Raw genomic sequence first — 13,117 nt, 5'->3', positions numbered from 1 at the left:
ATTTCATTGCAGCTATTCGATAATAGAATGGCTCATGAACTTGCGCAGCTTCCAGGCTTTTGTCGAAGTGGTGCGGCAGGGCGGTTTTTCCGCCGCCGCAAAAACCATCAACGCGACCCAGTCCACCGTCAGCAAGGCGGTCAGACAGCTTGAAGACGAATTGGGGTTGGTTCTGCTGGATCGTGAAATCTCGCCCTCTCGCCTCACGACAGCAGGCGAGATTGTCTTCCGTCGCGCGATTGCCATGCTGGCGGAAAAAGACGACATGCTGGCGGAGTTGGGCGAGTTGCGCGGCCTCAAGCGCGGCCTCCTGAAACTCGGCCTGCCACCCATTGGCTCCAGTGTGCTTTTCGCTCCCGTCTTTGCGGCCTATACGAAGCTCTATCCGGAAATCGACATTCAGCTGGTTGAGCATGGCAGCAGAAGGCTGGAAGAATTGCTGCTTGCCGGAGATGTAGAACTCGCGGCGTCGCTTCTGCCCGTCGAAGACAGCTTCGAATGGCAGGACGTGCGATGCGAACCGGTTGTGGCCCTGCTTCCGACAAACCACGCGCTTGCACATGGCGACGGCGTTTCGCTGCAGGATATTGCCAGCTTGCCGTTCATCCTTTTCGAGAGCGGCTTTGCCCTCAATCATATCATCCTTGATGCATGTCGTTCGCATGGATTCTCTCCAAACGTTGCGGTCCGCTCCAGTCAGATCGACTTCATCGTTGAACTTGTAGCGGCAGGCATGGGTATCGGCTTCCTGCCGAAAATGATCGCGGAACAGCGGTATCACCCGGGCGTGCGCATCCACGGGATCAAAGGTGCCAATGTGAACTGGCATTTGGCACTGATCTGGCGAAAAGGGGCATTCCTGTCTCACGCGGCTCGTGCATGGCTCGAGCTGAGCAAAGCCGGAACCGGCACCACTTCATCTTGAAACGCCCGCCATATCGCCTATTTCAAATAGATATACCGACTGGATAAGTGCCCTTGGCACCTCTTCAGCCATAGGCCCGTGTGTAGACGCTGCTCTACCCACCCGTTTCAAAGCGCGCGACGCCTGAAACCGCCGACGGATTTCTGCTCTGCGCGTTATCAGAAGGAGGCTATGATGGAAGGTCAGGTTATATTCTATAAGGACGACAGAATCCTCTACCGACACCATATCGACGTGCAGGAAGACGATTTTTCAAAGGGCGTCAACGATGCGCTCATTGCCTTTCAACGCAACTATGCAGGCTTCGATCTCGCAAGCGATAACATCCACATCCGCTTCAAGAAGCCGGGTGACGTGTGAGTTTTCGAAGAATTTGCAGATTGAAGCAGGGCCGATTGCCGAGATGGTAAACCGGCTCTGATTTGTTGCGTCAGGCAAAAGCGGCTTCGCGTGCGACGCGATGAATATCGGTGCGTGAAAGGCCTAGATCGGAAAGCTCGCGATCTGTGCAGCCGCTCAATTCGCGAATATTTTCGCGATACTGCATCCAGCGATGGAAATGGGTGCGAAGATTCATGGTGGTATCCCCTTTTTTATCTTCCTCCCAACAATGAGCTTCCGTCTTTCTCCACCTTTTGAGAAGTGCATATCCTGCATGGCTGCCGTGATTGCAGCGAAATCCTAGCGCTTTACCCGGATTTCCGATGTCGCCGAGAAAATAGTCTCCCAATATTGTAATCATTATGTAATTCTAATTTAGTTATATCTTCTATGTCGAAGCTGGCACCGATTCATTCAAGAGCGCATTTCGATCTGATTGAATCAGATCGGCGCTCTAATGGTTTGTTTTAACGCGCATCTTGTCCGAAACCGTTTCACACTTTTCGGGATGCGCTTTAATTAAAGTTGGAGTGCATGAAAAAGACATTGTTCATCGTCGGCAACGCGCCTTTACCGCGCGATCTTTCTGCCGAAGTAGATGCAGCGGATTTTGTCGTCCGTTTCAATGAGCCCAAACAATCTATCGGCATGAGCGGCACCCGGACGGACCTCCTGATGCTGGCGACGTCCAGCAAGCCCATGCAGCGACGGCTGCGCGATCCGGGCTTCGTACAAACACCGACGTTCAAGGCGGCCAAGGAAGTGATGCTTGCTTATCATCCAAGCATCATCCGCAAATATCACCCCGGTCCCAATTTCCTCTCTCGCCTCAAGGGAAGGCGCGGAGACTGGACCATGCAAACCATCGAAGTCGTTGGTTCCGCAGGCAAGGAAATCCGGATCATGCCACCCCAATTCTATCTGGCCGGGTGCAAAGAGCTGGGCGTAACCGACGAGAATATAAGCAAAGCCTTTCCAAGCACTGGCTTTTTTGGCATCTGGTACATGCTCGGAAAATGTCCGGAGGAAAGCTGGGACGTGAAAATCTGCGGCTTCACCTGGGAAGGCTGGAAACGCCACACCTGGGGAGATGAGCGCAGTTGGGTTGAGCAGAAGGTCAAATCCGGACGCATCAGCCTCATCCAGTAATCGCGCACATAATTATAATTTCCGGCAGAAAACGTGGGGACGATCACGACACAATCTCTTTGAAGGAGCATATGAATGAGTGAACCGTTACGCATTTTCATCGGGTGGGATTCTCGCGAACCCATCGCATATGAAGTCGCCAAGGCATCAGCACTGAAATATTCCTCTATCCCGCTGGAGATCGTACCGATCAAGTTGCAGGACCTTGTCGATGAAGGGGTCTACACACGGGACGTCGATCCGCTGGCATCGACAGAGTTTACCTATTCGCGTTTTTTCACGCCATGGCTTGCGGGCTATAAGGGATGGGCGCTTTTCTGCGATTGCGACTTCCTTTTCCTTGGCGATATTGCTGGTCTCCAATCTTACAATGATCCTTCGAAGGCCGTTTATTGCGTTCAGCACGATTATCAACCCAAAGACAGCGTGAAAATGGATGGCAAGGTACAGACCAGCTATCCGCGCAAGAACTGGTCCTCCTGCATGTTGTTCAACTGCGAACATCCCTCGACACGCCAGTTGACGCCGGAGTTGGTCAACAGCGAAACCGGCGCTTATCTGCACCGTATGCAATGGGCTGCCGATGATGAAATCGGCGCATTGCCAACGGACTACAACTGGCTGGAAGGCTGGAACGAGAAGCCGGAAACCGGGCTGCCGAAAGTCGTGCATTACACGCGCGGCGGCCCGTGGTTCAAGGATTGGCAGAACGTCGACTATGCCGATTTGTGGCGGGCAGAAGCCGATAGTGTCGAGCCGGGCTGGAAGCCGGTCTGATTTGCAAAATACCTTGAGCTTTTGGCGCGCTGCAAGGTAGATAGGGACCATGAACGAAACGCGTCCCGACATCACTCCGAATGACGGCCCACAGAGGGCCGTCAAGGCTTTCATCATCCATCTGGAGCGCGCCACCGACCGACAGCCGCAAGTCGAAGAACTTATTCGAAAGCTGCCGGTAAAGACGGATGTGGTGAACGCCGTTGACGGGCGCACGCTCGATGCGCAAACGATCAGCCGTGTCTATCGGCGATCTGCGCACAAGCCCCACTATCCATTCCAGCTCAGCACGAACGAAATCGCGTGTTTTCTTTCACATCGAAAGGCCTGGCAGGCGATCATTGATCAGGGACTGGATGCCGGTCTCGTCCTCGAAGACGACGTGGAACTGACGCCGGAATTTGCCGCAGCCTATTCCGCCGCATGTCAGGTTCTCAAGATCGATAGTTTCATCCGCTTTCCGTTTCGTGAGCGGGAAAGCGGGCGTGCAATACTGACAACGGAAACTTCGCGGATCATCGAGCCAGTGCCGGTGGGTCTTGGCATGGTTGCACAGCTTATCGGGCGTGAAGCCGCGCAGCGATTGCTATCGGCCACAGAAATTTTCGACCGCCCGGTCGATACCACAGCTCAGATGAACTGGGTCACCGGGCTAAAACCGCTGTCAGTCCTTCCGGGCGGAGTGAAGGAAATCTCGGTGCGCCTTGGCGGCAGCACCATCCAGAAATCGCGCTCCCTGCCGGACAAGCTGAAGCGTGAAATTCTGCGCCCGCTTTATCGCTGGAAGATAAAATCGCGCTCGCGCGCAGATCTCTGAGGTTTCCCGTGCCCGTTCCGATTCTGCTTTACCACCAGATTGACGTACCCCCCGCGCACCGCGCGCCCTATCGCAGCATGACCGTGCATCCAGATCGCTTTCGCCAGCAGATGTCCTGGCTGAAGCGGTTGGGTTATCGCGGCCTGTCGGTGCGTGATGCAATGCCGTACATCTACGGCGGGAAGCAGGGCAAAGTCGCCGTCATCACCTTTGACGACGGTTTTGAGAATGTTTTCCACAACGCCCTGCCCGTGCTGCAGGAATTCGGTTTCACGGCCACAAACTATTTCGTCGCCAACCAGATCGGCGGCTTCAATCTGTGGGATCAGAAGATCGGCGTTGCGCGCGCCAACTGCATGGGTGTTGCCGAATTGCGCGAATGGGCGGATCTTGGTCACGAGGTCGGCTCCCATACGCTCGACCACATCTTCCTGCCGGAAGCAAACGAGCAGGAAGCCATATCGCAAATACAGCAATCGCGCATAAAGATCGAAGACCTGCTCGGCAGTGAAGTCACATCTTTCGCCTATCCTTATGGCGGAGAAAATGCAGCAACACGCAAAATTGTCGAAGCGGCAGGATATACAAACGCGACAACGACCGAAAAGCGCCGCGCACGATCAACTGACGATCCGTTCGGCATCCCACGCCTCACAATCAGGCGCAATGACATATTGCTGCAGTTTCTGCGCAAGACATTTACGCGCTAACTCGGCACTTCGGCCTGCTTCCAAGCTTGATGTCGCCCAAATCGGCCATGAAGCCGCGCTGAACCAGACAATCGGCACCTGTGTATGGGACCGAGCCTTCATAGACGAGCGAGAGGTCATCCGTGAAACGCTCGCTTTCGATGATTGCTCTGTAATGTTCAGCACCGCCCGCATGGCTCTTTTCCGATGCAATACGCTTGAACTCGCTGAGAGAAAGCGACGAAAAGCGGTAATGAAGAAGAGCCCCCGTTGCCGGAAGGAAGTTCCGGAAACACGGCCCCGGCCCGTGAATGCTGCCCCGGCGGTAATCCGTTTTTTTGTCGACCCATATCAGCGGGAATTTTGAAAGCCGCATACTCCTTCCGAATAGGCGTAAACGCGGTCCACCACGCACAGCGACCCCAAATTTCTCTGGTGTCGCGGTATAGCCGTCACCGTCAAAATGTGAGGAAACTTCGAACGGATATTTGGTTCCGTCGTCGACGAAGATCCCGTCTCGCAACAAACCGCCGGGATACATGTCGATCATCGGGGCGAGACACCGACGGATTCCGTTTTGCTCCAGCTCGGTGATAAATGAACGGATATTCCGCTGCTCCATTCTGGGAAATACTAAGAACTCGTCCGCATCAACCGAAAGATACCAGCGTCCCCGCCCGTAGAGATTGAACAGAGCGTCGCGCCATGCACGCCCACGGTCGGCCTGTGCATATCGTACACTCGAAGAGAACAAATCAACGTCGCTCGAACTGGACAAGATTTCGGTCGTGCCATCGTCAGACCGGTCATCCAGCACGATGAAACGAGTAACCCCCATCTCGCGATAGTAACGCAGGAATGATTTCATGTAGGGTGCAGCATTACGAACCACGCAGACAAGCGGCAGGTCGTCTGGATGCAAAGCCTCGAAACTTCCAGACCTGGCAATCAAGTTTGCCTTGTTCTTGCGGTTCGGAACCGAAAGCTGCACATGCTGCCATCGCAACCGCAGATGCCGCATCGGTGAAGCACGCCAATATGCTGTCCAATCCCCTGTCGTCGAGGCAGGGTAGTTCATCATCGTGTGCGTTGGTTTCATAAAGGTGCGGGCCTTCAAAGAATGTTAAAAACCCCGCCCGTAGTTCCTAGCGCCGCATTGGAGCAACTCTGTGTCAAAGCCGATCACTCTGCGCGATATTCCGTCATGGTTCGTGATGGAAAATTGGTCGCCACTATTTTGGGTGTCGAGCCTATTTGCTTGATTTCAATCAATGCTGCTTCACTCAAACGTGGCAAATTGCCCATCAATGCGCCATGGACGGCAAGTGCCAAAAGCGCTAGTTAGGGCACAGACTAAGGAGCGCATTATGGACTATCGCCGTTTTTTCGAAGAAGCGATCGACCAGTTGCACGCCGAGAAGCGTTACCGCGTTTTTGCAGATCTTGAACGCATTGTCGGACGTTTCCCCCGAGCTATCTGGCGCAACAATGGCACTGCCCGTGAAATCACCGTCTGGTGTTCCAACGACTATCTCGGCATGGGGCACCACGCCGATGTCATCAAGGCTATGTGCGATACGGCTGGCAATGCCGGCTCAGGTTCCGGCGGTACGCGCAATATCTCCGGCAATAACCATCCGCTCGTCGAACTGGAAAACGAACTCGCCGATTTGCACGGCAAGGAAGCCGGTCTCGTTTTCACATCGGGCTTCGTTTCCAACGAAGCTTCGATTTCCACGATTGCGCGGTTACTGCCAAACTGTCTTATCCTTTCCGACGAACTGAATCATGCTTCGATGATCGAAGGCGTGCGTCGTTCGGGTGCGGAGAAGAAGATTTTCCGTCACAATGACGTCGAACATCTGGAACAGCTTTTGAAGGCCGCCGATCCGGCGCGCGCAAAGCTGATCGTTTTCGAATCCGTCTATTCAATGGATGGTGATATCGCACCAATCGAGAAAATTGCCGACCTGGCCGACAAATATAATGCCATGACCTATATCGACGAAGTTCATGCTGTTGGCATGTATGGCGCGCGTGGCGGCGGCATTACCGAACGCGATGGCTTGGCGCATCGTATCGATATCATCGAAGGCACGCTGGCCAAGGCTTTTGGTGCTCTCGGCGGCTACATCACCGGTTCGCGCGCAATTGTCGATGCCGTACGGTCCTATGCACCGGGCTTCATCTTTACGACTTCCTTGCCACCGGCAGTGGCTGCATCCGCGACGGCAGCCATCCGGCACCTCAAGACTTCGCAGGTGGAACGCGACGGCCAGCAGCGTCAGGCCCAGCGCGCCAAGGATGTGCTTTCTGCAGCTGGTTTTCCTGTCATGCCGTCGGAAACGCATATTGTGCCTATTCTGGTCGGCGATCCAGAACTTTGCAAGAAAGCCAGTGACCGTTTGCTGGAAGTGCATGGCATCTATATCCAGCCGATCAATTACCCGACCGTACCGCGTGGCACGGAAAGGCTGCGCATCACACCATCGCCTCTGCATGACGACGCTTTGATTGACGGCCTCAAGGATGCCTTGCTGGAGGTTTGGAATACGCTGGGCATTCCTTACGCCGAACCGACGGTTTCGCAGCCAGCCAGCTCCGAGCGGATCATTCCGCTGATGGTCTCCAAAGCTGGCGGCTGACAATTTCTAGAATTTTCAAATAATAAGGCCGCTTGAAGCGGCCTTTTTTGTCAGAGCTTTTCAATCCAGCTCACGAGCCGCCTTGCGGCTTCGTCCACCTGCTCCGGATCGCGGCAGAAACAAAGGCGGAAGAAGCCTTCGCCCCCGAGGCCAAAAGCACTGCCAGGCGCCAGCCCTACATTCGCATTATCCACCATATCAATGGCTGCCTTGACAGAATCCCTGACACCATCCACGCCGAAGAAAAGATAAAACGCCCCTTGTGGAGGCGTCAGGCGAACTTTACCGGTCGATAACAGCGCCGCGCACAGGTTGTCGCGCGTAGAGCGTGCCCGTTCAACCTGCATCGAAATAAAGGTGTCGCCTTCATCGAGAGCCGTAACGGCACCACGCTGCATGAATTGTGCGACGCCGGAATTCGAATATTGGATCAGATTCTCGATGACCGGCCCCAGCGACGGGTGCACTGTCATCCAGCCGACGCGCCAGCCCGTCATCGCCCAGTTCTTGGAGAACGAGTTGACGAAGATGATGCGATCATCCCGCTCCATAATATCCATGAAGGACGGAGCGCGACCGCCACCATAATAGAAATGGGTATAAATCTCGTCGGCGATGATCCAGAGACCATGCTTGCGCGCAAGATCAAGGATGAATTGCAATGTCTCACGGTCCGCCGTCCAGCCAGTGGGATTGGACGGCGTATTGATGAAGAGCGCTTTTGTGCGCGGCGTGATGGCGGCTGCGATCTTCTCGGGATCAAGCATCCAGCCATTGGCACCGAATTCCAGCTCGACCGGAACCGGAACAGCGCCTGCCAGCCCCGCTGCGCCAACAAAATTGGGCCAGGCCGGGGAAAGATAAATCGCTTCTTCATCCGATCCAACGGTTGCGGTCAGCGCCATTTCGATGGCGTGCATACCGGAACCGGTGACATAGAAGTTCTCCGGTTTCAGGGGCAGCGGGAAATGACGTGCGTGATAGCGAGTCAGCGCCTCCCGCAGTTCCGGGATGCCAGCCTGCCAAGTATAGAAGGTCTCGCCGTCAGAAATACCTTTTTGAGCCGCAGCGCGGATGAAATCGGGCGTCGAAAGATCGCCCTCGCCGACCCAAAGCGGAATAAGCCCTTCGCGCGCGCGCCCGTGATTGGCAACCGCCACAATCCCGCTTTCCGGTGATTGAGCTGCTTCCCGACGAAGATTGGCTATGAGCGTCATGATTTCCCCGCGTTGAACTTCGATTTTGATTTCGTGCTTATCAAGGCCAGCCAGCGAAATCACGCGGCTTTTTGTGATGGTCCGATCAAGCGTACTTATGGATCAAAAGAAAACGGGGCCATAAGGCCCCGTTTTCACTTACCCGTTCTGAATCAATCAGGCTTTCTGCTTTGCCAGAAGATCGCGGATTTCGGTCAACAGGACCTCTTCGCGCGGTGCTTCAGGTTCTGGCTTTGCTTCTTCCTTCTTCTTCATGCGGTTCATCGCTTTCACCACAAGGAACAACACCCAGGCGATGATCAGGAAGTTGATGAGAAGCGTGATGAAGTTACCGTAAGCAATCGTCGCACCGGCGTCACGGGCAGCTGCCAGTGTGGTCTTGGGCTCACCTGCCAGCTGAATGAACATATTCGAAAAATCGATACCGCCAGTGATCAGGCCGATGATCGGCATGATGATGTCGTTGACGATGGAATTGACGAGGCCGCCGAACGCCCCGCCAATGATGACACCGATGGCCAGATCGACCATGTTGCCCTTCAGGGCGAATTCCTTGAATTCTTTTAGCATAAGCCTGTCTCCCTCACGAACGCGGACCGTTGGGGCCGTCCTGCTGCGGTGGCGTTCGCCAAATCAACCCGGGCACCAGATAAACTGGCAGTGGATGGCAAACCGACTTTCCGAATACGAAACTGAAAAACGTTTTGCCATTTCAAATGCTACCCTGAAAAGTGACGTGCACTTTTTCAGGATCACACTTCTAGTGTGTAGGCGAAAATTACCAAAGAAAAGATGAAGCAGCGAAAATGCACTGTTTTTCATCAACAGAGCGGCTCCAGTTCCACTGGAATCGCTGGAGATGCTCTATCAATTTATTCCCACACGCATCTTATCCAAAAACCACTTCGCACTTTTTGGGATGCGCTTTAATCTTGCACGAACCTGCCGAAAGTGCTTGCGTCAAATCATAATCGAGGAGTGAGGGAATAAGCCGCTTATGCAGGGCTGGGGTATCATTGGCGCCGCCTTTTTATATTTGCTGCTGCTCTTTGCGGTAGCCAGCATCGGCGACCGGCGCACCTCGCGCTGGAACAGTGCCCCACGCCCCTATATCTATGCGCTCAGCCTGGCTGTTTATTGCACGTCATGGACCTTCTTCGGCTCGGTCGGCCTGTCGGCTCAGCGCGGCCTCGAATTCCTCGGGATCTATATCGGCCCCATTCTCGTCTTTACGCTCGGCAACCGGTTGCTGCGGCATATCGTGCGGCTGGCGAAGTCCGAACATATCACCTCAATCGCCGATTTTCTCGCTGCCCGCTACGGCAAAAGCTTTGGTGTAGCATCTCTCGCGACCTGCATCGCAGCCGTCGGCTCAATCCCCTATATCGCTCTCCAGCTCAAGGCCGTTTCCGGAAGTGTCGGGCTGGTCATGGAGCATTATGGATCGGCAGTCGATCCGTCAGTGTTCATATTCGGCGATATTTCGCTGCCCGTTGCCGCTGTGCTCGCTGTCTTTGCAATCCTCTTCGGTACGCGCCATACCGACGCCACGGAGCACCAGAACGGCCTCATCCTGGCTGTGGCTCTGGAATCGGTCATCAAGCTTTGCGCCTTCCTGACCGTTGGTTTTGCCTGCACCTTCTTTCTGTTCGGCGCTCCATCGCAGCTCATCAATCAGATTTCCCAATCACCGGAAGCGCTGGAAGCGTTCCACTACCAGACATCCATCGGCACCTGGATCGTGCAAAGCGCACTGAGTGCCGCCGCCATCATCATGCTGCCGCGACAGTTCCATGTGACGGTGGTGGAAAGCCGGAGTGAAAAAGAACTGCGAACAGCCTCCTGGCTCTTCCCGCTTTATCTGGTCCTCATCAATATCTTCGTATTTCCCATCGCCCTGATTGGTGTGATGACGCTCGGAGCCAATGTCAGCGGAGATTTATACGTTCTGGCACTGCCGCTGGCAGCGGGTGCCCATTGGCTCGCACTGGTGGCGTTTCTCGGCGGATTGTCGGCAGCAACCGCGATGGTCATCGTCGCCTGTGTTGCGCTTTCGATCATGATTTCCAACCATCTCGTGCTGCCGCTTTTTATCCGACGACTGGCAAAGCAACAGGCTGCAGAACAACGCGACCTCACCAAGGTCATTCTAAACACGCGCCGCCTCACCATTATCGGCATTCTGGCGCTGGCATTCGCCTATTATCGCTTTACCTCCAACAACATCCATCTGGCTTCGATCGGCTTCGTGTCCTTTGCCGCAATTGCGCAATTCGTTCCCGCCTTCATCGGCGGTTTGTTCTGGCGCAATGCAAATGGACGCGGTGCAATGCTGGGGCTATCAGCCGGATTCCTTGTCTGGGCTTACACACTATTGCTGCCAACGATGGCGCCGGAAAATGCCGCCATCCTACGCGACGGTTTTCTTGGCTTTACGGCGCTGCGGCCAGAAGCGCTTTTCGGAACCAATGCGCTCCCGTTGACCAATGGGGTGCTGTGGAGCCTTGCGGCCAACACGCTGTTCTACATCCTCGGTTCCCTTTCACGCGCCTCGACACCGCTCGAACGCATTCAGGCCAGTATCTTCCTGCCGCGTTATTTCATCGGCACACCGACACTCAAGCGCTTCCGTACCACCGTCACGGTCGCGGAACTGAAAGCCACCATGGCGCGCTATCTCGGCGCTGAACGCGTCGAACGCGCCTTTCTTCGCTTTGAAGGCAGAGAACAGCGGCGTCTCGATCCAGGCATGACCGTCGACACGCCACTGATCCGCTATGCGGAGCAGCTTCTCGGCACGGCTGTCGGTTCTGCGTCGGCCCGCCTTGTCCTATCATTGTTGTTGCAGAAGAATGAGGCGTCCGGGCGCGATGCACGACAGCTGCTCGATGACGCTTCGACCGCCTTGCAGCAAAACCGCAATCTGCTGCAGACAGCCCTCGATCAGATGGAACAGGGTATTACCGTTTTCGACAAGGATCTGAGACTGACATTCTGGAACCGGCAGTTCCGCAAGCTTTTCGATCTTCCCGATGAAGTGATGCAGGTCGGGATACCCATTTCGGAAATCGTGGAACAACTGCACCGCCGCGGCGATATATCGTTCAACGCCCAGAACGGGGTTATCCGCTCGCTCGCTGCTGTGCGCCAGCCATGGCGCATCAACATGAAATCGACCGGCAAAGTACTGGAAATTCAATCCAATCCGATGCCGGACGGTGGCATTGTCGCGACATATACCGATATCACGGCGGCAGTCGAAGCCGATGTCACACGCCAGAAAGCAGCAGAAATGCTGGAGCAGCGGGTTGCGGATCGCACGGCAGAACTGACACGCGTCAACCAGCAGCTCGCCAAGGCGCAAGCCGCTGCGGAAGAAGCCAATCAGGGAAAGACGCGATTTCTGGCAGCTGCCGGTCACGACATTCTGCAACCGCTCAATGCGGCACGCTTGTACAGCACCGCGCTCGCTGAAAAACTCGGACGCTCGGAAACCAGCGAATTCGCGCGCAATATCGATTCCTCGCTGGAAGCCGTGGAAGCCATCCTGGGTATGGTGCTGGATATTTCCCGGCTGGACACCGGATCGCTCAAGCCCGACGTCTCAGTGTTCCGCCTCGACAAGCTGATGAGCCAGATTGCTACCGACTTTACGCCTCTTGCAGCCGCCAAAGGGCTAAAGTTACGCGTTGTGCCGTCAAGCATCGTCGTCAAAACGGACCGCAACATGCTGCGGCGCCTGATCCAGAATCTTGTTTCCAATTCGATCAAGTATAGCCGCAAGGGCGGTATTTTGCTCGGCGTCCGGCGTCGCGGCTCCTTTGTAGAGTTGCAGGTATTCGATACCGGCATAGGCATCCCTCCGCAAAAGCTGAAACTTGTCTTCCGGGAGTTCACACGACTGGATGAGGGGATGCGGGAAGCAGAAGGCCTTGGCCTTGGCCTTTCCATCGTCGACCGTATCGCAAGGCTGCTGTCGCTGCCGCTATCTCTGTCCTCTACGCCCGATAAGGGAACCATGTTCACCCTGCGCATTCCAATTTCGCAGGAAAAAGTGCCCGCCGATGAAGTGAAAAACCGTCGCGGCTTGCAACGGGCGCTGGAACTGACCGGGCTTGACGTCCTCTGCATCGACAATGATGCCAGCATTCTATCGGGTATGGAAACGCTGCTTCGTGGGTGGGGTTGCCGCGTCACGACGCTACGCAGCGGAACAGAATTGAAAAACTATTGTGCCGACCACGCCGCTCCCGACGTGATCGTCGCAGACTATCATCTGTTACATGAAAACGGGCTGGATATGATCGGCTTTGCGCGCGAAACCTTTCAGGTCGAGATACCCGCCATTCTCCTGACAGCCGATCGCTCAAAGGAAGTCCGTCAGCGCGCTGAGGACGAAAATGTCACGGTTTTACACAAGCCGCTTAGACCCGCTGCATTGCGTTCCCTATTATCGCATTTTCATCATGCCCGGCAAGACAACGCATCTGCACAGAATGCCGCTCAGTAACAGAGCA

12 protein-coding genes are annotated in these 13,117 nt (G+C 55.1%); 8 read left to right on the top strand and 4 right to left on the bottom strand.

Annotated elements, in window-relative coordinates; all coding sequences use genetic code 11:
* Positions 1-34 precede the first annotated feature (34 nt).
* Both HWX93_RS08580 and HWX93_RS08575 read left to right on the top strand, forming a co-directional pair.
* Positions 35-925 carry a LysR family transcriptional regulator gene (locus HWX93_RS08580; protein WP_109986043.1) on the top strand — a complete coding sequence of 297 codons (891 nt, stop codon included), beginning with the start codon at positions 35-37 and terminating at the stop codon, positions 923-925.
* A 174-nt stretch (positions 926-1,099) separates the two neighbouring features.
* Positions 1,100-1,285: a hypothetical protein gene (locus HWX93_RS08575; RefSeq protein WP_104756125.1), complete on the top strand. Its 186-nt coding sequence runs from the start codon at positions 1,100-1,102 to the stop codon at positions 1,283-1,285.
* 70 nt (positions 1,286-1,355) lie between these two features.
* Here the strand turns inward: HWX93_RS08575 and HWX93_RS08570 are convergent, their stop codons facing one another.
* On the bottom strand, positions 1,356-1,502 hold the full coding sequence (locus HWX93_RS08570; RefSeq protein ID WP_010658239.1) for a DUF1127 domain-containing protein: 147 nt from the start codon (positions 1,500-1,502) through the stop codon (positions 1,356-1,358).
* A 338-nt stretch (positions 1,503-1,840) separates the two neighbouring features.
* Between HWX93_RS08570 and HWX93_RS08565 the strand changes: the two genes are divergently transcribed.
* From HWX93_RS08565 to HWX93_RS08550, 4 genes are all read left to right on the top strand, one after another.
* Positions 1,841-2,455, top strand: coding sequence for a glycosyltransferase family 29 protein (locus HWX93_RS08565; protein ID WP_109986042.1), 615 nt, complete (start codon positions 1,841-1,843; stop codon positions 2,453-2,455).
* Positions 2,456-2,530: 75 nt separating this feature from the next.
* Positions 2,531-3,232: a glycosyltransferase gene (locus HWX93_RS08560; protein ID WP_109986041.1), complete on the top strand. Its 702-nt coding sequence runs from the start codon at positions 2,531-2,533 to the stop codon at positions 3,230-3,232.
* A 49-nt stretch (positions 3,233-3,281) separates the two neighbouring features.
* Complete coding sequence (locus HWX93_RS08555; protein ID WP_109986040.1) at positions 3,282-4,049, top strand: glycosyltransferase family 25 protein; 768 nt, start codon at positions 3,282-3,284, stop codon at positions 4,047-4,049.
* 8 nt (positions 4,050-4,057) lie between these two features.
* Positions 4,058-4,759: a polysaccharide deacetylase family protein gene (locus HWX93_RS08550; protein WP_109986039.1), complete on the top strand. Its 702-nt coding sequence runs from the start codon at positions 4,058-4,060 to the stop codon at positions 4,757-4,759.
* On the opposite strand, the gene HWX93_RS08545 is transcribed toward HWX93_RS08550, so the two are convergent.
* Positions 4,749-5,837 (bottom strand): glycosyltransferase family 2 protein, encoded by a 1,089-nt coding sequence (locus HWX93_RS08545; RefSeq protein ID WP_176037144.1) that lies wholly within the window; start codon positions 5,835-5,837, stop codon positions 4,749-4,751. The genes HWX93_RS08550 and HWX93_RS08545 overlap by 11 nt on opposite strands.
* 268 nt (positions 5,838-6,105) lie before the next feature.
* On the opposite strand from HWX93_RS08545, the gene hemA reads away from it, so the two are divergent.
* Positions 6,106-7,383, top strand: a complete 1,278-nt coding sequence (gene hemA, locus HWX93_RS08540) for a 5-aminolevulinate synthase (protein WP_109986037.1) — start codon at positions 6,106-6,108, stop codon at positions 7,381-7,383.
* A gap of 50 nt (positions 7,384-7,433) precedes the next feature.
* On the opposite strand, the gene HWX93_RS08535 is transcribed toward hemA, so the two are convergent.
* On the bottom strand, positions 7,434-8,600 hold the full coding sequence (locus HWX93_RS08535) for a pyridoxal phosphate-dependent aminotransferase (protein WP_109986263.1): 1,167 nt from the start codon (positions 8,598-8,600) through the stop codon (positions 7,434-7,436).
* Positions 8,601-8,756: 156 nt separating this feature from the next.
* A complete protein-coding gene (mscL, locus tag HWX93_RS08530) occupies positions 8,757-9,170 on the bottom strand; it encodes a large conductance mechanosensitive channel protein MscL (protein ID WP_006471056.1) in 414 nt (137 codons plus the stop codon).
* 427 nt (positions 9,171-9,597) lie between these two features.
* Between mscL and HWX93_RS08525 the strand changes: the two genes are divergently transcribed.
* On the top strand, positions 9,598-13,110 hold the full coding sequence (locus HWX93_RS08525; protein WP_109986036.1) for a PAS domain-containing hybrid sensor histidine kinase/response regulator: 3,513 nt from the start codon (positions 9,598-9,600) through the stop codon (positions 13,108-13,110).
* The last annotated feature ends 7 nt before the right edge of the window (positions 13,111-13,117 follow it).

The sequence above is a fragment of the Brucella tritici genome, from assembly GCF_902825325.1.
GTDB lineage: Bacteria > Pseudomonadota > Alphaproteobacteria > Rhizobiales > Rhizobiaceae > Brucella.
This window is presented reverse-complemented; position numbering and strand designations above follow the sequence as displayed.